The organism is Methanosarcina hadiensis (assembly GCF_046529725.1).
GTDB classification, from domain to species: Archaea; Halobacteriota; Methanosarcinia; order Methanosarcinales; family Methanosarcinaceae; genus Methanosarcina; species Methanosarcina hadiensis.
Genome location: NZ_CP136241.1, coordinates 1,370,007 through 1,395,121 on the forward strand (window position 1 = coordinate 1,370,007; position 25,115 = coordinate 1,395,121).

General features: G+C 31.2%; 20 protein-coding genes. 4 read left to right on the plus strand and 16 right to left on the minus strand.

The annotated features are described in order from the left end of the window. Window positions 1-825: 825 nt before the first annotated feature. From RSJ42_RS05865 to RSJ42_RS05885, 5 genes are all read right to left on the minus strand, one after another. Entirely contained in the window at window positions 826-1,530 is a 705-nt protein-coding gene (locus tag RSJ42_RS05865) for a type 1 glutamine amidotransferase (RefSeq protein WP_410509739.1), read from the minus strand. 281 nt (window positions 1,531-1,811) lie between these two features. Further along, on the minus strand, window positions 1,812-2,453 hold the full coding sequence (locus RSJ42_RS05870; protein WP_410509740.1) for an HAD family hydrolase: 642 nt from the start codon (window positions 2,451-2,453) through the stop codon (window positions 1,812-1,814). Window positions 2,454-2,531: 78 nt separating this feature from the next. Beyond that, entirely contained in the window at window positions 2,532-2,711 is a 180-nt protein-coding gene (locus RSJ42_RS05875) for a hypothetical protein (RefSeq protein ID WP_410509741.1), read from the minus strand. Continuing rightward, entirely contained in the window at window positions 2,708-3,808 is a 1,101-nt protein-coding gene (locus RSJ42_RS05880) for a tetratricopeptide repeat protein (RefSeq protein ID WP_410509742.1), read from the minus strand. Before RSJ42_RS05880 ends, RSJ42_RS05875 begins: the two co-directional genes overlap by 4 nt. A 777-nt stretch (window positions 3,809-4,585) precedes the next feature. Then, a complete protein-coding gene (locus RSJ42_RS05885; protein ID WP_410509743.1) occupies window positions 4,586-5,725 on the minus strand; it encodes a hypothetical protein in 1,140 nt (379 codons plus the stop codon). An 824-nt stretch (window positions 5,726-6,549) separates the two neighbouring features. Between RSJ42_RS05885 and RSJ42_RS05890 the strand changes: the two genes are divergently transcribed. Next, a complete protein-coding gene (locus RSJ42_RS05890; RefSeq protein ID WP_410509744.1) occupies window positions 6,550-7,383 on the plus strand; it encodes a DNA-3-methyladenine glycosylase I in 834 nt (277 codons plus the stop codon). Window positions 7,384-7,844: 461 nt separating this feature from the next. On the opposite strand, the gene RSJ42_RS05895 is transcribed toward RSJ42_RS05890, so the two are convergent. From RSJ42_RS05895 to RSJ42_RS05915, 5 genes are all read right to left on the minus strand, one after another. Continuing rightward, on the minus strand, window positions 7,845-9,923 hold the full coding sequence (locus tag RSJ42_RS05895; protein WP_410509745.1) for a hypothetical protein: 2,079 nt from the start codon (window positions 9,921-9,923) through the stop codon (window positions 7,845-7,847). Between the two features lie 6 nt (window positions 9,924-9,929). Then, a complete protein-coding gene (locus RSJ42_RS05900) occupies window positions 9,930-10,070 on the minus strand; it encodes a hypothetical protein (protein ID WP_410509746.1) in 141 nt (46 codons plus the stop codon). Between the two features lie 527 nt (window positions 10,071-10,597). Next, window positions 10,598-11,266: a tyrosine-type recombinase/integrase gene (locus tag RSJ42_RS05905; protein WP_410509747.1), complete on the minus strand. Its 669-nt coding sequence runs from the start codon at window positions 11,264-11,266 to the stop codon at window positions 10,598-10,600. A 588-nt stretch (window positions 11,267-11,854) separates the two neighbouring features. Further along, window positions 11,855-13,927: a PfkB family carbohydrate kinase gene (locus RSJ42_RS05910; RefSeq protein WP_410509748.1), complete on the minus strand. Its 2,073-nt coding sequence runs from the start codon at window positions 13,925-13,927 to the stop codon at window positions 11,855-11,857. 523 nt (window positions 13,928-14,450) lie between these two features. Then, window positions 14,451-15,290 carry a hypothetical protein gene (locus RSJ42_RS05915; protein WP_410509749.1) on the minus strand — a complete coding sequence of 280 codons (840 nt, stop codon included), beginning with the start codon at window positions 15,288-15,290 and terminating at the stop codon, window positions 14,451-14,453. Window positions 15,291-15,503: 213 nt separating this feature from the next. Between RSJ42_RS05915 and RSJ42_RS05920 the strand changes: the two genes are divergently transcribed. Beyond that, the gene (locus tag RSJ42_RS05920; RefSeq protein WP_410509750.1) at window positions 15,504-15,734 is read left to right on the plus strand and encodes a hypothetical protein; all 231 of its coding nucleotides are present in this window, start codon (window positions 15,504-15,506) and stop codon (window positions 15,732-15,734) included. Between the two features lie 132 nt (window positions 15,735-15,866). On the opposite strand, the gene RSJ42_RS05925 is transcribed toward RSJ42_RS05920, so the two are convergent. From RSJ42_RS05925 to RSJ42_RS05950, 6 genes are all read right to left on the minus strand, one after another. After that, window positions 15,867-16,481, minus strand: coding sequence for a hypothetical protein (locus RSJ42_RS05925; RefSeq protein WP_410509751.1), 615 nt, complete (start codon window positions 16,479-16,481; stop codon window positions 15,867-15,869). A 587-nt stretch (window positions 16,482-17,068) separates the two neighbouring features. Next, window positions 17,069-17,602, minus strand: coding sequence for a hypothetical protein (locus tag RSJ42_RS05930; RefSeq protein WP_410509752.1), 534 nt, complete (start codon window positions 17,600-17,602; stop codon window positions 17,069-17,071). Further along, on the minus strand, window positions 17,565-17,909 hold the full coding sequence (locus RSJ42_RS05935; protein ID WP_410509753.1) for a hypothetical protein: 345 nt from the start codon (window positions 17,907-17,909) through the stop codon (window positions 17,565-17,567). The genes RSJ42_RS05930 and RSJ42_RS05935 overlap by 38 nt, the downstream gene beginning before the upstream one ends. A gap of 49 nt (window positions 17,910-17,958) precedes the next feature. Next, window positions 17,959-19,359 carry a hypothetical protein gene (locus RSJ42_RS05940; protein WP_410509754.1) on the minus strand — a complete coding sequence of 467 codons (1,401 nt, stop codon included), beginning with the start codon at window positions 19,357-19,359 and terminating at the stop codon, window positions 17,959-17,961. Then, the gene (locus tag RSJ42_RS05945; RefSeq protein WP_410509755.1) at window positions 19,343-20,263 is read right to left on the minus strand and encodes a hypothetical protein; all 921 of its coding nucleotides are present in this window, start codon (window positions 20,261-20,263) and stop codon (window positions 19,343-19,345) included. The genes RSJ42_RS05940 and RSJ42_RS05945 overlap by 17 nt, the downstream gene beginning before the upstream one ends. A gap of 975 nt (window positions 20,264-21,238) precedes the next feature. Beyond that, the gene (locus RSJ42_RS05950; RefSeq protein ID WP_410509756.1) at window positions 21,239-22,672 is read right to left on the minus strand and encodes a tyrosine-type recombinase/integrase; all 1,434 of its coding nucleotides are present in this window, start codon (window positions 22,670-22,672) and stop codon (window positions 21,239-21,241) included. Window positions 22,673-22,909: 237 nt separating this feature from the next. Between RSJ42_RS05950 and RSJ42_RS05955 the strand changes: the two genes are divergently transcribed. Together RSJ42_RS05955 and RSJ42_RS05960 are read left to right on the plus strand one after the other, a co-directional pair. After that, entirely contained in the window at window positions 22,910-24,364 is a 1,455-nt protein-coding gene (locus tag RSJ42_RS05955) for a phytoene desaturase family protein (protein ID WP_410509757.1), read from the plus strand. A gap of 353 nt (window positions 24,365-24,717) precedes the next feature. Next, on the plus strand, window positions 24,718-25,068 hold the full coding sequence (locus RSJ42_RS05960; protein ID WP_410509758.1) for a Rieske (2Fe-2S) protein: 351 nt from the start codon (window positions 24,718-24,720) through the stop codon (window positions 25,066-25,068). Window positions 25,069-25,115: the final 47 nt, after the last annotated feature.

A 25,115-nucleotide genomic window follows, 5' to 3' on the forward strand; every position in this document is an offset into this window, starting at 1 on the left:
AGATGAAATCATACAGCACAACAAAATGATGCAGCAGAACAAGGTGATAATCGGTACTTTCAGCGTATTCTTTATCCTGATAACGCTGATCAGTCTGTACTGGGTATAACCTCAAAACCTCTGAGTGAGGGGTAAAGGCCCGGAAGGGAGCGTTAAATCAATTTTTTAGAGGGTAATTGCTTTCTTCTGTGAAGCACGACCTTATATCCGCAAAGCTCAGATACAAAAACAATTGCAAATAAGGAACCAGGTTTTTTATATACGGTTCCGATCAGTTGCTTGAAATTCATCCTGGATGCCGGAAAGTCCAGAGTTCACAGGGCATTTCCTTAAGTCATACAGGTTGATAATTGTTCCAGTTTGGCCGGCCCGGCAGAGGACGTTGTAGAAAAAATGGCCCTGGCTCAAACAGCGGGACATCATTCATCATACACCTATTTCATGTCATAAAAAGCCCCAAGAAGAAGGTGTCGCTGCAAAAAAGGGTTTTAGCAGGCTGGAAAAAGGTGAAAAGACGGGAAGTATGCAGGGAGTGTGAACCTGCGAAAGAGTAATCGTGAAGAGGCCCTGAAAGGCGAGGGAGGCAAGAAGGGAAATTAGTTTTCCTCGGTTTCAGGGTTACTATTTTCAAATCGTTAATATTCTAATAAATTATTCTAACAAATTCTCCTTATTCTAATAAATTCTCCTGAGACACTTTTATAAAATATATTACACTTTTAGTTACTCAGTACTTTTAGTTATTCACTACCTGAAAACACCTTTCAGTACACTCCTCACCTGGTGCATTTGAGGTGCATTTTCGCTTTTTAACGTAGACTTATGTCAGGACAGGACAGTTTTTTCAAGATTATCCATTAGCCTGAACATTAGTTTTTTCGATTCTTTAAAGAGGTCTGCCCTATCCAGCATTTCTTCTTCTTTCTGGATGTATTCTCCTTCTGCAAGCTCATCCCTGCAGTTTTCTATCACATCTCTTATCGTCTGTTCATTCATTTCAAGATGAAACTGCAGGCCTATTACTCTGTTTTCATAGATGAAACCCTGATTTTTGCAGGCTTTGCTTTCAAAAAGCAGTCCTGCACCTTCAGGCAGGTCAAAAGTGTCCCCATGCCAGTGAAATGCAGTGAATTTTTCAGGGATTCCTTCGAGGAGAGGGATTTCAAACTCCTCTTCCCTGACCACAGATACCGGAAACCATCCTATTTCTTTATACTGGTTCTTAAACACTTTCGCATTCAGGACATCGGCAAGAAGCTGGGCTCCAAGGCAGATCCCGAGCACTGTTTTTCCGTCTCCAATCGTTTTTTCGAGAAAGGCTTTTTCTCTCTTTAGCCAGGGATATTTTTCATACTCGTAAATGTTCATGGGCCCGCCCATGACTATAAGGAGGTCGAAGGTATCGGTTTCAGGAAGGCTATCGTTTTCGTACAGATGGGTGGTTGAAAAAGAGTGATTTTTCTTTTCTATCCATTCAATGATGGTTCCGGGAACTTCAAATTTGACGTGTTGAATACAGTGAACTTTCACGTTAAATTCCTTCCGTATGGTCTGTTTTGAGCAAAAGTTGCATTATTTTATTTAAAAAGCCCGTTAACTGCATTTAAAACCTATTGACTGTAAACCTGGTTATAATTTTCCTTTACATTTTATGGGTGTCTATTCTATTAAGATATTCTGAGACGATTTTATTGCAGACATAGAAGCAGGCGGAATTTGTGATTGCAGGATTTATGGTTACTGGATTTATGATTACTGGATTTATGATTACTGGATCTATGATTACTGGACTGTTTTTTATTTGACTTATATTATTGATTAAAAAGCTCTGATAAGTTCTTTAATATCTTTACGTAGGGGTATTGTGAAAACTCTTCCCTGTCTGTTGTCCCTGTAGTCACTGCTGCAAAATCAACATTAGCAGCCATAGCCGTTTTAGCGTCTACCAGACTGTCTCCAATATACAGTACTTCATCCAAGTCCGTACTGAGGCTGGCGATTGCAAGTAACAGCCCTTCCGGAGACGGCTTAGGAACCCTGACGTCTTCTCCTCCTACAATAACATCTACCAGGTCCGAAATGCCGTGAATATTCAATGTTTCATCTATCCTGTAGTGATATTTTGTAGTCACAATTCCGGTATTAATCCCGTCATTTTTAAGCTTCTGCAGAGTGCTTACCGTATCCTCAAAAAGTACTGTGTTTTTTGACATGACTTCGTCTGCTTTCTCCCGGAAAAAGCTTCTAAAGGAATTTATAGTTGCTTTATCTTCGTCACCTGTTAGCTGAACGAAAGCTTCATCCAGGGATAAACCTACGGTTCTTTTTATCCTTTCGCAGTCACATCCGGGAATTTCAAGCCTGCTAAAAGCATGGTTAAAACTTGATACAATACCATAAGTAGCGTCTGCAAGTGTATAATCAAAATCAAAGATAATAGTATTATATTTCAACTTTCCACCTTTATTTTAGTATCTTATTGAGGAATTGAGCGGCATTTTTCTTAAGAGTTGCAGTTACCTTCAGGCTCTTCAATTTTTTCTATTGATGTACAAGGTCGAAATCACATCAAGAGAGTTAATCACATCAAGAGAGTAAATCACATTAAGAGAGTTAATCACATCAAGAGAGTAAATCACATTAAGAGAGTAAATCACACCAAGAGAGTAAATCATATCAAGAGAATAAATCGCATCAAGAGAGTTAATCATTGTTTACCCGTTTCCAGTTTATCCAGTATGGAGGTTTTGAGATTTAATGCATTGACATCCTCAGCATTAATTCTTAAGGAGTTCTCCACAGCAGATAATGCCTGCTTATATCTTCCGAGCTCAAAGAGGATGGATCCTTTATTGAACCAGGCTTCATATATGTTTGGGTTCTTTTGCAGTGCTTTATCAAGCGTTTTCAGAGCTTCTTCGGGCCTTCCAAGCCTGTAAAGAGTAGAGCCTTTAAAACTCCAGGCGTTTGCGTCCTTAGGATTGATCTCAAGGGAGTTATTTAATGCTTTAAGTGCTTCTTCATACCTGCCAAGCATGTAAAGGGCAGAACCTTTATTTCTCCAGATGTCTGCATCATCAGGATTACTCTCAAGGCATTTTTCGAAATCATTTAATGCTTCTTCGTATTTGCCCAGCTCATAAGAAGACCTGCCTTTGCGCTCCCATATGCCTGGGTGCCTGGGACTGTAATCACCTGTTCTCCTGATCAGCCTCTCATTTTCAAGAGTTTGAATCATGTTTTTATGCGATTCAATCTCAGGATCCTCAGGATAGATAGCTGAGATCTCATCAAGTGTGTTCAGCGCTTCCCTATATCTTCCAAGTTTGCACAGGGAAAATGCCTTGAATTTCAAGGCATATCTGTAATTTATGCCATTGCTTTTTATCCATGTATCATTTTTTTCTCCGGACGTCTCTTCTGGCATAGTTTCCATAGCACTGTCAAAGGCATCTATAGCGCCATTGTATTTGCCAGTCTTATAAAGGACTGTACCTTTAATCAACCATGCTTCAGTAAAATTTTTGTTTTCATGTATCTCTTTATTGAGAAAAGATATTATCTTACTGATGGTTAGACTGCTCTCATTTTTTAGAGGAAAGTCTTCATTATGCATTAAAGAGTCTATGATATTAATTACGTCCAGGTAATCTTCCTTTTGTTTATTTGCTCCTGAAACCGTATATTCTTCTTTAATAAATTCTTCTTCAAAAGATTCTTCTTCAGATTCTCCCTCAGCAGATTCTTCTTTATGCGGTGAGCCTCTTTTTACGAATTCGAATTCGTATTCTTCTTCTTTTTTAGCCATAACACCATACCTCGCCAGAGTTTACATCAGAAACCGGTTCATAATCTCAGATAATTTTTATAAAACCCTCAGTTTATTGGTTTGAGCCCTAAACTCTCTTTAACCAGCAGTTTCCCAGGATAATATATTTACAACAAAATACTAAAATATACTTTCTAAAGCAGGTACCGGAAGATTACTTTGTTGAAATAAAAGTTGACTTTACTGAATAACTCAGGACCACAGCATTGCAATTTTCTTGAAAGTGAAATCCCGGTATGCAGACTAATAATTATAAATACTATTTTTCTCTCTTAATACTCTACGGATAGAAAGAAAAGATCAAATTAATTTCTTCAGATCATAAAATCATAGGACATAATTAGTCATGTATCAAAAATCCTTATAAACAAAAGTAATTGTCTTTATTTCATAAATAATTTGACAGTCCTACTAATAAAAGATTTAATCGTAATTATAAAACATTTAAATATATTTGCATTTAGGTAAAAAAAATAATCACTTATTTAATTATAAAATAAACACAGTTATTCCATAAAATTAATTTACGTAATTAAGGAAAAAAATCAGCATTTTCCATTTTGCTAAGAAAATACAATCTTTTTCAATATGCTAGATGAAGTATACGAAGTTAGTTCGTTTTTTACGAACTAAATTTGTATAGATAATGTACTAATGTACTGATTATGTTCAGACGAAGGCTTAAATAAAAATTGCTTATTATGTTTCAGATTAGTACCAGAAATTATATTGTATATACATCTGAGAAAAATGGAATTAATGATTAATTTTTAATTTAATTCCACTTGATTGAGATTTATTTTTAACTTTATTGTAGTCATTTAAACTCATTGTTGTTATTTTATAATTGGTGTATCCATCAGTATAAAAGAAAATTAATTCATTATCATTATTTTGTGCTTTAATCATCATTCTGTTTTGGAACACATTTCTTAAAACATAATCAAAATCCATTATTTTTCCATCTTGATTATTATTATAAATTCCACTTTCAGGTATTGATTTTAACCGAATCTCATTTGCAACCATTATGAACCTGAATGGAATTGCTTCATAAATAGATCTTGTAACAGGCTGATTAATTCCTTTTATTAAATATTCATAATACCGTCTTTCACCAATACTTTTACTTGGATTGTATTTTTTTTGAACAACAATTGAACCTTTATGACTGTTTGCAGCTTCGTCTAATGCATCAATAAGCAATTGCTCTTTATCTTCATAACTTAAAGAACCGTTAAGAATTCCATTAACTAAACTTTTAAGTTTTTCATTGTCGGTACTTTTCCAGAAATCCTTATTATATATATTATTTCCAATTTCCCGCTTTAATTCTTCATTTCCAAAATTATCATGATATTGACTTCCAGCACCAACAATAACAGGATTATAATTCGAAGAACCTATATTCATTTGTGTTATGGTTTCAACAAGATTCTTTAAGGCTTCAGGATGATTAACTAATTCTTTTTCAATCTGACTATAAATAAAATTCATTCTTTTTCTTGCTAATTCTTCCCTTGCAAGATACGGATTCTTATCATGTCTTAATCCTTCATCTGTTAAACCGAATAAGAACGGCTTTTTAGCACTCTTTTTTTCTACATAACCATAATCCTGATATCGGTACAAAAGCCCGCAAAATGTCGTATATTTCGCATCATAGCCCTGTTTTCTAAGGGTTTCAAACAGTTGTCTACTTGAAATAGGTTCAACCAGATTTTTGAGAAACATCTGCTTTATTAGACAGTCCTTTTCACCATAATTGCCTCTATGGACTTCATTATCCATAAGTTCTGAAATTGGTTTTCCAGATATGGCAGCCATCATCTTATATGTTTCATTTCTACGTTCTTCAATTTCTTCTTCAGTCAATTTTTTACCATTTTTACCCATATAACCACCTAAAATAATTTATATTTCTATCATCTTATAATTTTACTTGCATATAAGGATTTAGTCTGGAATGCTAAGTTTGCATATATGCTGCAAAGTTCAGGATCAGATGTAAAAACTGAACTACGAAGCAGAAAACATTTTTATTTATCAACATTAAGGATTTCCGAATTAAATAAAATAAAAAAATAAATTTACTATGAACTGCTTGAAACTAAATACCTTGAATTCAGTATTCAAGTTGCTTGAAATTCAGTCAAAATATATTGTTCTACGGTACACTATAGAGTCAACGTAGTTTTTCAAAAATCAAGCAAGAATAATCAAATGTTAATGGTACTCAAAATTCGGGACTATAAATCATAGGGGGAATCTAAAGATACACTTAATATAACCGACCTAAAGAAAGCTCTGAAAAACCCACAGGAAACCCTAAATTTGCGATTTTGGGAGATTTCTCAGCAGATTTGATAAGTTTATCCAGATGCCACAGATTGCAGCCAAAACAAGTGTAAAATTGATATGTGACTATACAGGATAAAGAGTATCGCCAACTAAACGAGTGTGTTCATTTCTTATGAACTTAATAGTTGATTATAATAGCTTTTATTATAATTGTTCTTCAGGTAAAAAATAGCAAATGCGTTCATATCATATAAACGTATTGATTATTATTGTTAAAATCATTATAATTATCCGCAACCCTGACTGGCTGACAGGATAACTTTTGAGTTTTAGGATGAGCTCATAATGTAAAATCACAACACAGTAATATTATAAAACAGATTAAATATTTATTATATATTGTTAATAGAGGTGGTTTTATGTATCCATATAAAGAAGTATTTGATGGAATTTATTCTACTTTGAAAAAGATGAGCCCGGAATTTAGACAACAATTTGACGAAGATATCAATGAAGACAAAGGGTATGAAAACCATGATTATTCAAACGATGTGTACTTTAATAAGTTAAAATTTATACCTTTTTATGCTGGGTTCCGTGCAGAAATAGTAAAGAAGAAAAAAGATACAATTAATGATTATTTTCCTAATTATCTTAAAACATCCAATTATGGAGATAATGATATTGATAGAATAAAGATAGACCCAGATATGATTAGAAATGAGGGTAAAATAAGAAGTTGTATTAATAATGCACGTACTTTTAATGAAATAGTTAAAAAATATGGGTCATTCAAGCAATATATTAATTCTTTTGAAACGGATAATTCATTTGAGAATTTAATGTTATTTAAAGAAGACATAGAATGTAAATTTGAATATCTAGGTCCAACTACTTCGTATCATTTTATGACAGATATTGGATTACCAGTTCTAAAACCTGATAGGGTGATTCTAAGAATTTTTTTCCGTCTTGGACTTATCGATACTCATAAAGGCAAGCAACTGATTGATACTCCTAAAGGTATGAAACTTATTGATACTCATAAAGGTGAGCTACTGTTAAAGACAGTCGTACAAGGGAGAAAAATGAGTGAGGCAGTGGGTTGCCCTATAAGAGCTGTTGACTATACGTTATGGAGGTTTGGACAAGAAGATAATGTAGGAGTTTGTTTGGAAAATAATCCAAGGTGTGACATTTGTGAAGTTAAAAAATTTTGCATATATTATGCTCACACGATGCTTAAAACATAACTTCATATGAGCTTATCCCAAAACATCGTTAATCTACTGATTTTCATCAACATTGGAACTCTGATTTCGGCATTTCACGGGTTTTGAGATAGGCTCAATAATAAAAATCAGTATTGATGGGTATATTCCACTTATATTCTCCATATATTCCTACATATATTCCTATATGTATTCCATTTTAAAAATTAATGTAAGTAAACTATATTTAATATAAAAATATTAAAATCTTAAAAATTATATATGGGAATTTTTTTCACTCTATTTTTTATCTGAATTATCTCTGAGAAAAAATTGATAGAAAATATTTTCTCCATGTAAAAGTCCCAAAAATGACCAATATACTCATGTTATTCAAATCATTGGCAGGAATGTAGGGGGAATATAGGGGGAATATAAAGAGAATAAAGGAAGATGATGCCGTTTTAAAAAAAGAAAAGGAGAATAATGATAGATAAATGTAATTAATTCAGGGAACTGATTTTAGGTATATTTAATCTAGGGATTACAGGTTCTTCATCTTCGTCATCAAAACTCATATTTAATTTTGATTGGTTCTTTCCATGATATTCAGCCTGTATTTTATTCTTCGTTTCTTCTTGTTTGATTTCCTTCTTAGCCTCTTGTAATTCCTTTTTGTAATCAATTGGTTCAGCACTCAGATATACAGGCTTGAAATAATTACTTTCATCGAAGTTTTTCAAAACATACCTTTTAGCACGAGTGGTTACTGAATGTATTGATCCTTGATCATTTGTACCATCTAAAACACTGCTATCAATTGTATATAACTGTGGGAGTTTTTCTTCTAATGATTTTATTTTCTTTGAAACATTCCCTTGAGATAATTTTAGAATTAATTGAAGATCTTTTGATTCTGCACCTCTCTCTTTGAATGATGCAATTGCTTTAGCCATGTCCATTTCTGCACCTGTAAGTTTGCTGCCCATGAAAAGCCCGACTTGATTATAAAATTCGGCTGCATTATTGAAATCTTCTTCAGTTGCCATAAGGAATTCTTGGCCATCAATACTTCTTTTCCCACGTTGCATAAACTTTGAAAGTGTAAAGCCACGGATCATATCAAGGAACATATCAAAATTACGTCTATGCTTTTTATCATTCCATACAATTCTGTTTGCATATGGAATTATGATTTTGGAAAGGTTTTTTGCCCAATAATCAAATAACGCCTGACATATCAAAATATTCTCTGTATTATTGAGTCTTGGATCAAGTCCAGTCATTGCTTTCTGAACTTGCATATCAAAGACTGAATAATCCTGCTCCATAGAATCATCAACTGTTGTATTGAGTTGACGATCTCCTAGTTCTTCACCAGTTTGATCTTCAACAGAGGTAAAAAGTATTACTGTCCTTGCTGGAATCGATAAATCTTCTCCTTTACGATCCGTGTTTACAGACATATACTGAATTCCGTCTTGGAAACACGTTTCAAGTCGTTTCATCATTGATATTACATCTTCATTTAGTTTAACATCATCTGCAAGAATAAACATTCCTGCTTGCTTCATTTTTTTGCTGTAATAAAGAGCCTTGTTTGAGAACGTTGATTGTATAACGTATTTTTTGGGTAAACATATGACAAAAGACTGCCCTGTATGCGTCTTACCTTTGCCGGTCCCGCCATTGAAGTAAGGGAAAATTCCATTAGCGTTCAGTATAGACTGATTCATCCTTGCAAGGAAAACTGCTGTAAATGCAAGTTCATCACCTACATGTATCGTTTGAACTGTATCCATGAAGAACTTAAAAGGATCACCATTTTTTAAAATCTGTTCAGCTTTCTGCATTATTTCAGGTTTTTCATATTGTTCAGGCTTCTGCTCTTCTTCTGAATCCGTATCTTCAGGTTTTTCATAATTTATTTTAAGTGCTTCAATATCTTTTCTGTATTCACGGATTATTTTTTTATTAAATTTAATTACAATATTTTCTGCTTGATCTGGTTTCACTTTGGGTTCAGCATAATTTATTAATAAATCACTGAGTTCTTTATCTCTTGATTTTGATTCTTTGAATTCTTTTGTAACAACAGGAAGCCCTATATCAACAAATTTATCTATAATATTAATATTGTAATATTTATCTTCAAACGTAATTTTAAAGGTAAATTGTGTTTCAGGAATACCTATGTAAATTTCCTTACGTGGCTTTACATTACGTACTCTATTTGCAAACAATTCATGTAAATCATCAATAACATCATTATCTGAAATGTTGCATTTTTCACGGATAAAATTAATAAAGAACTCTTCTTTGCCTTTTTTATGTAATGTTTCCATAGCCTTTAGATATAATTCTCTAATGATATCTAATGGAAAATTGTAAGGTTCTAAAATAGCAATTAATTCTTTAATTTCGTCTTCATGTGTATCCAGAACCTTAATTCCATCTTCATCGGAATCTTTAAATATATTTATATCGTCAGGATAATTGTTACTAGAAAGTTCTCCTTGTTGCTCTTGTTCTTTCTCTTGTGACTGGCGGGTCACAATTTCTTTTCTATTATCTTCGTTCATATTTGTTCACCCTCTACTCCAATTATTATACTCATTTTTCATAAGTTCATTAACATAAGTGCTACGTGGGATCAATTTTGATCCTGACAATTTATCAAAATTTTCTAATATATCTGCATCAACTGTGATTGTTATTTTAGTTTTCATATGACCACCTTGTTTATTTTATAATTATATAGATATTTATTGGGTACGATATGTACTATGCCATACTAGTATATATAGATTTTTATTTGACTGTTTCAACCGCTATCGTTTTTTCATTGATTTCATTGATTGAAGTTCTTTATGTAATTTCAGTGATTTAGGTGGTTTCAGTGACTGAAGTTCTTTCATTGTTTTCTTATTTTATTCATAAGTTTAATTTTATAATATTTTTATATTATTTGTGGAAGTATCTCCTTCTATTTCCTGCAAGTTTCCTTTTGAATCCTTCACATATCCGGTTTTCAATTAGACTTATGAAGGAATTATATTAAAATTGAAAAAAGATTGAAAATTACAGTTTATTTGGCGGTTTGATGGTCAAGCAATCAGATTGATAGCTTAGGAAAGATTTTTAAAAAAGGTGAAAAGAAGAAATGAATTTAACAATTAATGAATTTAATAATTATAGTGTATCCGATAATTTTATGCATTTAATAATTAAACCTTAATAATGACATTTATATTATTTATTTTAGAATTCCCCATTCAGTTAATATTTTTTGAATATCCCGCACTTCATCATCTGAAAATGCCAAATTCTGATAATGTCTCATGCTGGTTAAATTGTCGTGTCCTTGTCTCAAACATACGGTAGTTACTGGAATACCTGCTGAAATCATCCAACTTTCTAAAGTCTTTCTAGTTGTTTTGGCTGAAATACCATAGGGGTTCAAACCTGCAAGTTTTGACCATCTCTGTAAATCCCTATTCCAAGAACTTTCAACAGGCGGCTTTTTTCCTGAAAAGAAAGCATTCATTGTATATGAGAACATAGAAGGTAACGGTTGAATTGTTCTTTCAATTTGTGTTCTCTTGTGCTTCTGTTGAGCTTCTGAATTAAGATGAATTATGTTTCTTTTCTCATTATACCAATCTTTATTCTTATATAACCTGCAAATTTCTACGTATCTCATTCCTGTAATTAGAAGGACATCAAGAATTGTTTTATAGGTATTTTTTGGAATTACATTCCTGAGCTTCTGATATTCATCAGGTGTTAATATTTTGATCTCCCCAACGCTATACATATGAAGGGTTTCTCTATCCCTTCTAAGAGCCTGTGAAGGATATTTATTTGATTCTGAAACTGGTATATGTTTTTTCTTTTTACTGACTTGTTCAATTCTAACATTCATATATTTCACCTGAAATATATAATAACAAGTTTTTATTTAAAGCTTGTCATTTCAATGTAAAAGTAGATTAGAAATAAACATGGCGTTTGTTTCCACAAAAAGAACGATTAAAAATAGTAAGGTTTTAAGTTAAAAGCTAGTTATTTATTATAGAGCTTTCGTCCTACTTTGTAACCATTCAGGATATTCATTTAATAATATTCACAAAAATAAATTAAAAACAATTTGAAATGTCCTTCAATAGTGGGAGTCGGACAAAAAGAGTGCATCAACAAAAACTTAAGAGGCTGCTCTTCCTCTTGGATTTCTTTATTATGCTGTACAGGATCTGGTGAATTGCTATAAAAAACATCTAAATATGATACTAGGTTGCTATCAGGAGAAATGTGGAAAATACATAGTTCTTACCCTAACTTATGTGGTTTTTAATTTTTAACACATTTTTAACCCGGAGCTTATCCAAAACCAACTTTATCTTTTATTTCATAAAAATTTCAGAATTATTTTCATTTTGGAATATTGAGTTTTGAGATAACTCAATATTGCATATTATTGGATCATGCATAAAAATATAAAAAAATAAAAATATTATTTATCTTTAAACCATCTCTGTTTATTTGAGTCAAATAGATAATGGTGAATATTTGAAAACGGAGGATGTGGATTTGTATCCGCCACTATTATTTGATTATTATAGTAAAAATCACCAATTATTAAAGCTTCTTTACTAATTGCTCCTATCAAATTATCCATATTAGTGTTCCCACTTTCCTCATCTCTTCCTATACCATAATGAATTTTACCTACAACTCCTGAGAGATAAGGTTTATGCTCTTTGAAGAAACTATTAATGAATATTGTATCAATATTGAAATTATTCGAAATATATAATGCTGTATTATATGATTTTCTCAAATTTTCTTTACTTTCATCATAGCATGGATTAATTATAAAATTAAGTTTGATCTTAGAACCTAATTCTTGTATTATTTGATTATGGTAATTTGTAAAATCACAGCAAGTCAATACAACAAAATTTCCAAAATGTGACTTGATGACAATGATTTCGTGTCCAGGTTTCATTCCACGATCATTATTAATATGCATTTCAAATGGGGAAGGACTAATCTTTTTGTACTCAATTACCTTATTTCCATAAATAATTGGGCAGATATTAAATCTATCTTTATAATAACTCCCTCCAATCAAAATTACATCTTTATTCTCTAATTTATTTAAAATACCCGTGATAAAAGATTCATGAAGAGACAGTTCTGGAAGACAAATAATGTTAACATTTTCTGATATTGACTTAGTTATAGCAGTTTCAATCTTTATTAGTTGAGATTTAATTTGATCTTGTTTTATAGAATAAGCAAATGGATCTTTACTTTTCTCTAAATCATACTCCAGCTGAACTAGTCCAATTCTAATTGGTTTCCTAATTTCCTTCGAACAAATATCTTCTTCTACAATATCAAATATTTTTTCTTTTATTCGTGATAATTCTTCTTCAATATCATTTTTTCCTATTATTCTTTCTGATGTAAGTTTATACTGTATGCCAGCAACATAAGTTGCATATCTTAAACATTTTTCATAATTTACGTTAGTTTGATCTGTAAGTTGATCTGAAAAATTTGATAACATACATCCAATAAAATATGCATCAAAAATATCACCACAACCAATTTCTTCACCACAATTTTTTAATTTACAATCGTATTTATCAATGGATTTAATTATGTTTTCAGTTTTACCAATTAACTTAGCTCCATTTTCCCCCATTTTTATAATAAAGTGATTAATATTATCATGTTCTTTTAATTTAATGCAATCTTCGTCTGGGATATTTTGACTTTTTGCACTTCCTTTTACATAATCCCAGTTGCTTAGATTAATTCCAGATGCAGTTTCCTTTATATTTGGAAAAATTGCATCAATTTTAAGATTTTCGAATTTAGTCCATGAATATTTCGGATCTAAAAAAACGTAAAAGGGTTTTTCTGAAGCTTCTTTTTTATCATTAATAATTGAAATAATATCATTAGCTAATTCATCCGAAAATAATCCTTTTTCGTTATCTTTTAGTATAACACAATCCATTTCATTAATGATCTTTTTCAGTTCATTTAATATTTCCAGTTTCTTGGGGATAATTAGTTTTTCAGAAGATTTTGTATCTAATTCTCTGTTAACTCGGTATGGTATAAAACCTTCTGAAGAACCTCTTTCTCCATAATCTTTGACTTTAATATAATGTTTTGTTACAGTCAAGTAGTTTTTAATTTCAAATAAAACTGGTTTAACACCCCATTTTTCCAATACTGTACTCAACTGTTTCCCTTGCCAATCCTCTCCAATAATTCCCAACATATAAACATTTGCAAAGTTACTACATGCTGCTGCAATTCTTGCAGCTCCTCCAGGCATATATAATTCTGGAGAGCCCTCTGGATCATATATAAAATCACCCGTGCATGAAATATTATGTCTATCAGTTGAATGTGTTTTTGAAAGAGTACAGTGCATGAAATAATCAAGCATTATATCTCCAATCACTAAAACATTATATTGTTTATCATTATGCATATTATTAGTAAATTCGGAAAAATCATCGAGATCGTTACGACTTATTGGGGCAACAGGTATACTTATCATGATGTGTGAATATGTTTTTTCATTAATATTTCTTGTTATTTCTTCTCATATTAATACACAAATACCACAATACATTAAGCAATACATTTTACCTATTCTTTAGCGTTAATATGATAGACTATAGTCTCCCGGAAAGTCAAATCCTGAGTACGTTTTTTATCTGGCTTCCTGCTGTTTTACTGGCCTTTCTTTTCTTCAATATAAAGCCTGTAAAGAGTCTTTTCTATGCAATACCCAAAAACTGTAATACCGAAGATATACGTTTAATAGGATTTTATTCAGGTTTTTTATTCTATGGATACAAGAGTTTAATCTAAAAGCTATGAATTAAAAATAAACACTTTTTCTAATTTAATTGCTATTTCATGGAAATCATGCTCTTATAATAGCTCTAAAATTGATTTTATAAGAAAAACAGCAACTTTGTAATTTACAAGGTTGTTATCAGAAAAGATAGAATTGAGGAAATTAAAAACACCCGATTATGGGAAAAAATTTATAATTTAGTCGGATGCCCTGAAGTTTAAACACTTACTAATAACCAAAAACCGATTATTATTAAACAAAAACTGATTATTAGATAAGTTATTCTTCCTAATGTATTTACTATTATTCCTAATGATTTTATTATATTCATATCAAATGTGTCTGCATCTTTGAATCTTATAGATAAACCATCTATCCAGGGATAGATAGACTCCAATTCATATAAAACCATCATCAGAAATAAACTTACTGAAGATATAACTATTAATAAATCACGGATTATTACTGTACCTGATAATAAAATGGGAACATAGAATTCTTTTTGCAGCTTAAGTATAAAATAAACTAAATATGAACTGGAATACAGAACTATGTAAGAAAAAAGTAGAACGAGACTAAAGTGAAAAAGTACTTTAGAAAAATTATACATTTTTCCTTTTTTCACTTTTCCTGATAAAAACATAGTTGTAATTAAAGATAGTGAAATAAGAAAAACGGAAATAAAAAAGCTGTTAACAGGATTAACTTCCTTGTCTATAATACCTATTATTCCTGCAAATGCATTATAAACAAACCACACTCCGCCTATAAGAGAACATTCTCCAAAGTAACGAAACAGAGGAAAATCATTTTTTTTGTAGCAAAACAATCCTAAATATGCAAAAAAGAAAGAAAGAGAAGCCATTAAAATATGTATTAAATTATTCTTGGAGACTTCGTTTGCGGGATTTACATAAAAAGCTGCAATAACTAAACACATTGATATTAAAAAAGCTACTGGCTGTAGTTCTTTCATTATCTCCAATAAATCTTTCTTTTGATTGTTGCTATCAGATGGCTTACTTCTAGAGTCAGTTTCATCGGCTATAGATCTCATATAAACTTATAACCTGAGATATTCTTTATTGCTAGTGGCGTAACAATTGTACTATTTAAACATAAAATACAATACATATAAGATTTTTTACAATTATTATTGGAGTCGGACAAAACAAGTATATCAATAAAAATCTAAAAGTTGCATGTAGAATTTGGTAGAAAGAGCTTAATAACTTAATAACTGATATTTTGAATAAAAAGAGTGATGATTTTGAAAATAATAAAACTGAAAACGATAGATAAGTCTAAAACAAAAAACAGAACAGTAATAGATCCTAGTAACACAGATAAAGTTTTCGTACCAATCGTAGGAGAAGGTGGAGATACTGATTATATCTGTGGTAATTGTGATAGAAAACTTGCACAGAATGTTTTTGAAGGGCAAGTTAAAAAAATAATTGTAAGATGTCCAGATTGTAGAGAATATAACGAATTTGTATAAAAAGAAGTGTATATTGGAGAAATCCAACTTCATTTTACAAATTTGAAGCTGTTTGTTTTATCGAGGCATAGTAAGAAAAATATAAAAAAGCTTATTCCCAGAAAAAAAGTAATAGAAAGAAAAGAGTTTGTATTATGAGATACATTCCAATACTTGTTCGTAAGAATTACAAATAAAACTAAGAGAATCTTGGCTTATATCAAGTTCTTTCCCACCAAATGTAAATTTACCGTTGTTCAAATTACCAAAATCTGTGGTGTATTTTGGTTTAGTCCTATCTTCTATATGTTCTAAGTTATTACGCATATCATTATAAGGTTTGAATTTCGGAAGCAAACTTGCACATAAAATAGATAAGTTTTCATTGTTTTCTTTATAAGCTAATTTTTCAATGAGATTTTGTACTTTATCGAAACATATTAGATAAAAATGTATATCCAAAAACAATGTGAGATTATTTACTCCATATGATTTAAATTTATCATGTTTTTCTTTATTATATTCTTCTAATTTTTGAAAGCGTAGTTTAGAATCTTCAATTTTCCAAATATCTTCTAATCTCCTTGAACATTGTTTCATTTCTTCTACAAATCCCAAAATATTCATTTGTGTAGATTGGATTCTATTGAATTGGATAATTGTCCCATTAACATACTCTTCCATTTTACCTAATAATAAAATGCTTTCTTTGTGGTTAAGATTTTCACGGGGTACGTGAATATACTTATCATATAATTCCACAGACATACTATCCTCCTATACAAGTCCAGTAAATAAATCACTATAGATTTCTATTCAATTTTCCAGTTATTCCTTACAGACGATAATTCATAAGTTTTACAAAAAAAGTATTTCGGTATAAATATGTCAATTAATAGGTTTTATCGTAAAATTGATCTATGGAAAGAAAATATAGTCAATTTCAATTCCGTTCTTTATATGGAGAGTAGGACAAAGAATAAAAACATCTATTAAAATAAAAGTATACTGTTTTTATAATAAGAGTACTTACCTCAAAATCAAATAATTTATATATTAAATTAATCATTACAATTTACATTAATTACTAATTATATATTGGAGTAGTTCCCTATGCTAGAAATATACTGTCCAACCTGTACAAAGTGGTTTAAATCTCGACTTCTTCAGGTCGATGCAGCAACTTTTAAGTCTGGTACTTTTTACAATAACACTGAACCATGTCCGTTTTGTGATCATGATGTAACCCACGATAAAAAATACATGAGGTTGGTAGAAGAAAACGGAAACATAATTACTTTAGAATAAATGTAAATATTGATTAAATTTTAATTTTATTAATACTTTTCATTTTTTCATGATGAAGTTTTATTTTTTGGAACTTTGTGCAAGAGTTTCCCCGTTTTCCCTTCCAAATAATCACCTAAACTTATTTCTCTAATTTCTAAATAATCATCATTTAAAATATTAATATGAGACATGATTCTTGGGTCAAGATTTTTCAAGTAGATAGTAGAAATATCATTCAAAAAGGTTATAGTTTTATTGTAAAATGATTCTATATCTTCAATTATATTTCTTATAATTTTTACTTCTTCATTTAATTCTATATATGATAAATTGTATGTTAAATATTTAAGCACAATTTCTTCTTTTCTATCAATAACACACATTCCAGCAATGAAATGAATGAATGTATGTCTTATTGCACATAGTTCATTATACCAATTTAAATCATTTTTTATTATGTTATCGTATTCGGGATGTAATGATAACTTACCTTTAATTATCTTATTCCTCTGATTTTCAAAACCTCTATTAAGTTCTTGGTCATAAAGTATGAAATAATTATCAAACACAAAGAAATTTATTTTTGCAACATTTTCCATTATACCGTATATTTGATTCAAAAGTCTCATAATGAATAGTTAATAGATCCCTTTTATAAGATATTACATAATTTGTTTCATATAGTCTTTTAGTTTCTTCTATAGCTTCTTTGTTTAACACTTTAATTTCGCTCTTTAGTAAACTAAGACTATTTACCCGATCTTTTAAAGATGCTATATAATGTATAAATTGAAAATTAAATTCATCTTTTATCGGTAAACCTCTTTTTCCAATTTCTTCATTGTCAATTCTCCATTTTTTGTTTTGAATTCCGAAACCTAAAAATAAATTTAACTCGTTTGTCATTTTACTAACACCTTAAAAAATGATTTAAATTTTAGGAAATCCAATTTCATTAAGGCCCTAATATTTCCTTTAATTTGAAGGCAATTCCACATAAAAGAGGATTGTTAATATGGCTTCCAATAATCCCAAAAGCCTGCAGTGTCAATTTCTTAACTATATTATAATCAGTATTAGCTCTCTCTATTTCCCCAAGAACTTGATGAAATTTCTCTTTAACAGTTTCTTTCTTATTTTTTTCCATCTCAAGGTCATCAAGCTTGTCAATAAGCTGCTTATAGTATTCGCTTAAGTTATCTTTAGAATAATTATTGCTTATGTTTACTTCTCTTGACTCATTAACTAATGTAGATCCAATCATAGTTTCAATATGTATCGTGTTCATACTCTCACCAGTATCTGGTTTTAATGTTGCCTTTATTATACCTATTTTTTTGTTAAAAATGAATGCATACTCTCGACCAAATTTCTGGAAAACAAGTTTAAATTCAATTATGTTATTGGGATCTTCCTTTCTAATTACCTTTTCCATTTTCTCATTAATGTAAAAATCGTCGCTTTTATCATGGCTAATATTGATTTCTCTATAATCTATTATCTCACCATTATGTAAAATAAAAAGAACCCCATTACTTAGACACCCATACCCTTCATTAAAGACAGATATCTTGTCACCTAATATTTTCACGTCATTTATTAATGGTAAAAATAAAATATTATACTGTGTATAAAGAAGCTCATCATATTTTTCTTCGTTTAAGTTTTCTTCTTGGGGGAACAAATCTTCTGAATTTACAGAAAAAGGAAATGTTTTTGCTTCGCTTAAGTCATTCATTTGTTGATATATGAAATTTAATTTCCTTACTTGATTTAGTAGTTTGTTCTCACCTGAATTTTCACAAATATCCATTGTTTCTTTTACATATTTCTTGTACACTAAATCTAAAATATTAAATTTATAGTCCGTTAAGATTTTAGAAGAATTAGGATAGATAATTGACCTTGGATTCTTACCAATGTAGATTTTTCCTGTATTTTCAGATATGTCAATTTCCTCTTGATAATCCCCATCTAAGATTATTTCTATAGTATTTTTATAAATAGTTCCATAAACGTTTCTACAAAACAAACTTGGTTCATCATATAAATTATCAAGCATTCCATTATATTTATTGTATAATAGGAGAAGAGAGCATTTCATAAAAAAGTACTCAAGATATGTAAGAGATTCTTGAATTGAGTAGTTCATGGATCGTGTGTAAAATTCAATATCATATTTTGAAACTTTTAGTAATTCTTTAACAAATTTCTCATGAAAAGAAGCATTTTGAAAGTTTTCATCAGATGCAATAATTCCATTTAAATCAAACCAAAGCGTACCTGTTCCCAATCCTTGGTAGCGGTTTTCATAAAGCATATTAAAAATTTTTTCAACTTTACCATTCGTAGTCATTAGGTACCCATAAAGCTAAATCTTTTTGTGCTGTATCCAATATTTTTATACCAGATACATTTATTATCTCATTATAAATTTTTCTGGCATAATTATAAAAGTCATTTTCTATTTCCTTCTCATTTTTGGTTTCTGAATCAGACCAAGATAATTTTGGAAATTCTAGAACAATCGTTCCACTTACGCTATCTATACTAAATTTTACATTATAATTTTCTTTTAAATCATCACACTTTGAGATTATAAAAGATTTAAAGCCTGTAATTTTTATTTCTTTTTTCTCTTTAATCTCATTAATTTTTTCAGCCTCTTTTATAATAACCGTGTTGTTTGATTTATAATCAACTGTTTGTACACCATAATCTGGACAATTTGTGGAATCAATATTTATCTCATAAAGCCTATCAGAAAATTTTTCAAAACATAGTTCTCTTACTACTCTCTCATCAAACTTCATTTGCTCTAGACTAGATATATCAAATAGTCTCCGATATGTTGCAAATAACCTATTTTTCCCTATATTTCCTTTGTTAAATACTAGTAAATTTAGTCTTGAATTTTCATCTGAAAAATGATCTATATGTATAGTGGCAGAAATTACCTTTATTCTAAAATTATCTACTGATAAAAATGCATCAAGTTCATTAAACTTCGGACTTTTAAATCCATTTTTATGTACTTTTGCCATCATTACGTGTATATTGCTGTCATTATACTCATTAATACCAATACAACCGAAGTCATCGTTTCTTTTTAATATATTATTAGAGAATGTTGATAATATATTATTGAAATCAAATGGAACAACTGTACTGTATCTTGTAATTGATATTCTTCTATGTGAGTCAATATCAGAAGATTTAGTATCTAGTTCCCAATAGAAAGGTGTATCCGAGACTTGCATTTATAACACGTGTGATTGTTTATTAGTTTATAAAAAATTAAATAAAAACAACAAAATATACTATGAATTCAGGACAATTATCTTAAGATTTTAACCATAAAATGATAATTATGAGAAAATAATAGACAACGAAGATGTACATATAATTTTTAAGTACTATACTTAACTCTTTTTAAAAAAAAGGAAAAGAAAGGAATAAATAATACATCTTGAAGTTAATTATTAAAATATTATGTTAAAATAAGGCTCCTAGAAAGAAAAGCTCTCATTTGCGAATAAGTATTCACCTTTTAATTAAACGTTCTTCATAAAAATAATGATTAATTTTTGTTAGAACAACTTTCCAAAAAACAATTGTACAGATTTCTTACGTAGCGTTGCGTTTTTTGAGTGACCCACTCATAAGAGTACGATGAGATGATTCAAAACATCGCACTAAAATATCCTGTTTTAAGCCAGTTGTAAAATTATCCGCCAAACTCAAACACATATAACCAAAGCGTCGCCTGATATTTTTTGATATCCTAGTTGTAATGGACAGAGAAATCGGAGTCATAGACTCCAATTGATCACGAGCATTGTATAATTGCGAGGATGACAGGCAGAGGGAGAATGGAAGCTTGATATTTGTGATACCTTTTGATGTATTGCATTCAGTAAGAAAAATAGATCGTTTTCACTTGAAAAGTGTGCTGTCAAATTTAATTATAAAAATAATGATGAAATTGATGATGAAAATTTAATTTTTCCATTTAAGGACCAACAACGATCAAGATGGTGGCTGTCAACCGATAATGATTTTACATAAATATTTATAATAAAAAGATGGCGGCATTCGTCCGATATTGATTAAAAGTGGCTGTGTGACCGATAGTGATTTTACATAAATATTTACAATTAAGCCAAAAATAAACCCTTATTTCAAAATTGGCGGTTCTAAAATGGATCAAAATAAAAAAGAAAGAATAATATATTTTATTTTTCCGATAAATAGCATTTCCATTTATCAATCTTCATTTGATACTCAATTTTGATTTCTTCAATTTTTGCTTTTAATTTTATGATATCATCTTCATAACATTGAATTTGTGCTTTATAAACAGCATGTGAATCAGTTTTTTCATCATTTGGAAGTTTCAAACAAAGTTTACAAGTTTCAAGTGCTTCTTGATCTTTTTCTATCTGGAATTGATAAGGCTGGATTTTTGAAATCATTTCCATCTCAATGATACGAATTTCAGATTGAATTTTATAATTTTCAAATTCAGTATTTATTTTCAAGATTTCCTGTCTTTCAACAACATGCTTTATAGATTCCCTAGCAAGCACTTCATTTTCATTTTTAATTCTTATATATTCGGGACTTTCCGCAACATTAAGTTCTTTTTGAATAATTAAATGTGGAACAAATTTTAAATATAACTCCTTCTGCTGCTGAATGTTAGCTCTAAAATATGCTGCTTGAGTATCATCTAAAGCATGTCCCATCCAGAATTCAGTATGGAATGAATCACATCCGGCATTAAGTAAAGTTGAATTAAAATATTTCCTCATTGTATGTGATCTTATAAAATTATAACTTCCTGATTTTGAATTCTTTCTTGCTTTATTTGAAATTTCCTTATATATTTTCAGCATTGCATATTCTGATATTTTTCGAAGTTCTTCATCATGGGTTTCCAAATAATCATATGAAACTTTGTGAAGGATGAAAAGATAAGAATTTTCAGTCGTTCTTTGTTTTTCAAGTTGTGATTGCCTTAGTTTATTTGTTGTTTTAATTTGTCGATTTCGATATTCTAAGTAATCCCAAATTGCCCTAGATGCTTCAGGTGAAAAGAATGTGATGAAATCAACACCTGTTTTTTCTCTTCTTAAAGATAGGGTTGTAATTTCTGTTTCAGGATCATAACCTTTCTTAAATTCAGATAATTTTAAATTACGAACTTCGGTTGCCGCAAGTCCACTTGAAATTCCTGCTAACATGATAGCTTTCTCTAATGGATCACAAACAGCAATACAATCCTGTAAATCTTCCTTTGTAGGGATTTGATCATTTTCTTTCTTTGTTACAGGTCTTGAATCCCCCCTAATCTTTGGCGGAGCAATATCAAAAGACGTATAAAATGATTTAACGGCTGCAATTCTTCCTTTTACAGTAAAATCAGATAATCCTTGTTGAATTAAATCATCTCTAAAATCAAGGATATGATCTTTTAGTTGTCTTCTTCTTATGGGTAATCCCATTTCTTCTTCAGCTTGAGATAATAATTCTTCGGGAGTCATTCCAGTAAATTCTGTATACTGTTGCATCGAAAAAAGATAACTAATTTTAGTGCGATCTTTTGCTTTTATGTTTTTGAACCATTTTTTGACATTTAATTCATTTTTTAGTTCATCACTTTTCATCTAAAGTCACCCTTAATTTTGGGAGATACATAGCTAATTATATACAATTACCATAAATTACATATAAAATAATTCCAAACATATTCCCTGTTTGAAGTGCTTTATCGGAGTTCAAAACACAAATTTTGTTAAAATATGTCTGGTGAACACTGCAATACTGTTGTAAGCAAAGATAATAAAATTCGAAAGATAATTAACTGAAACTGATTCGCTGGAAAAGTAGAGGTAGTTTAGGGAATGAAAAAATATGATGCAATTGTTGTCGGGGCTGGCGTAAGCGGGCTTCTGGCTGCGCTAACGCTTTCCAAGCATGGAAAGAAAGTCCTTGTTCTTGAGAAGGGGGCGCATCTCGGGGGTAACTGCAATAGCTATATGGTAGACGGTTATCAGGTAGATACCGGAGCACATGCAATAACCCATCTGGTGGAAGGGCCTCTCCCAAGGTTGATAGACAATTATTTCGATTTCCTGCCCGTGTTTGAAGACTACGGGCATTATTATGTTAGAACTGAAAATGCCTTAACAAAAGTCCCTTCGAACCTGAAAGATTTCGTAACTTTTGACGTACTTCCAAGGAAAGACAGGCTTATCCTTTCACAGATATTGACAAAAGCCCTTACTCTTTCATCTTTCGGAATAGATCTCTCAGACCAGTCGGTTTATGATTTTCTCCCCAAGAACCTTTCCAAAGATACTTATGACTTTGTAGATACGATCTCAGGTTTTCTTTCCGGAAAATCAATGAAAGAGACCTCTGCTCAGCGTATTCTTTCTGGCAGCAGTTTTGTCAGGGATAGTATTACGCAGGAGCAGTTTGATGCCATGATCGGAAAGTTTGAGCCCAAAAGGCGGCAGTCTACCGAATCTATCCTTTCATCGGTTCTCCCGTATCACCTTCATGCTTCCCTGCAGGCCCGTGTGGACAAAGTTGCCCAGCCGTTTACATCTCTTGAAAGGCTTGCTACAAATAAAGTAAACTATTCCCAGGGGTATCCAAGAAAAGGGTTAAAGGCCCTTCTAAATGCCATTATTTATTCTTTTCCCGAGACTGTAGAGGTAAAAACAGAATGCGAAGTAACAGGCATCCTTGTGCATGACGAAAAGGTTTCAGGCGTGGAGGCAGATGAGATATACCTTGCTGATCTCGTTATCTATACAGGCTTTGCAACCGATCTCCCAAAACTTATTAATGACCTTCCGCAGGCATATAAAGAGGAACTGAAAGGGATCGTTCACACAAAAAGCCTGACAATCTGGCTCGGGTTAAATGAAGAGCTTCCCGAATTTAACTATACAGGCTCTGAGATCTGGTTTAAAGACTTTGCTTACTGGGCAATGCCTATCAGCAATTACGATCCATCTCTTGCCCCAAAAGATAAGCAGCTTGTAGGCTTTTCTTTCGTAATTGACCCGGAACAGACTGAGGAACATGAGCTCAAAAAAGCCTATGATACTGTTTTCCGTGCACTTCCTAATATCGAAAAGTATATTGATATGCAGCACGAGCAGATAATGATCCCTGAAAAAGCCGCAGTCACAATCAATGGAAAATTTGCGGATATCAGGACCCCTGTCAAAAACCTTTATATTGCAGGTACGGATACCGATAAACGCAGTATGGGAATTACCAGGGCATCATACTCAATAATTGAGCTCTTGAAAATCCTGAACGAGGACGGAAATCTTCATTAAGCCGAACAGGTAAAAAATTGAATTTTTCTTCCATTTTCTTTTATTTTCCTTTATTTTATTATTTTCTTTTATTCTCTTTTATTTTCTTCTATTTTTACCTTCCATCTTTTTTTATTCCCTTCTACTTCCCGTTCATTTTTTTTCTTTTCATTCCATTCCATTCTATCCTTTTTGCTTTCATTCTATCCTCTTTCCTTTCATCAGTTTTTTCTCTTAGAAAAACTTATAGAGGCTGCCAACCTATTTATATGAAACAACTGGAAAAAGCTGACATAAGTTACCATTTCAAGATTAGTTTTTAAATACGCAGGAACAAACTTAATCCCATAATTTGGATCTCTGGTGGTTGTGGAATGTCTGTTGAAAAAGATCCTGAAACAGGACAAGTTTCTGGTTTTGAACCTCCCTGGTTTTATGCGGCTGAAGAAAACAGCCTGGAAGAAGGAAAACTTTTGCATGTTGAACCCGGGGGTAGAAATGTGTTACTACTTAAAGCTGAAGGGGAAATTCATGCTTTCATAAATCTCTGCCCTCATGCAAGGTGTCCCATGGATAGGGGCACGCTGAAAGAATTTATTTTAACATGCATCTGCCACGGCAGAAAGTTCGATGTCAGGACAGGTGAGTGCCTTAATGATTCACTGCAGTTGAAACGGTATGACTGGAAAATTGAGGGCGGTAAGGTTGGGATCAAAATTGAATAAAGCCGGAAAAAGACAGTGATGAAAAATAGGAGCTGGTGCTGGAAAAA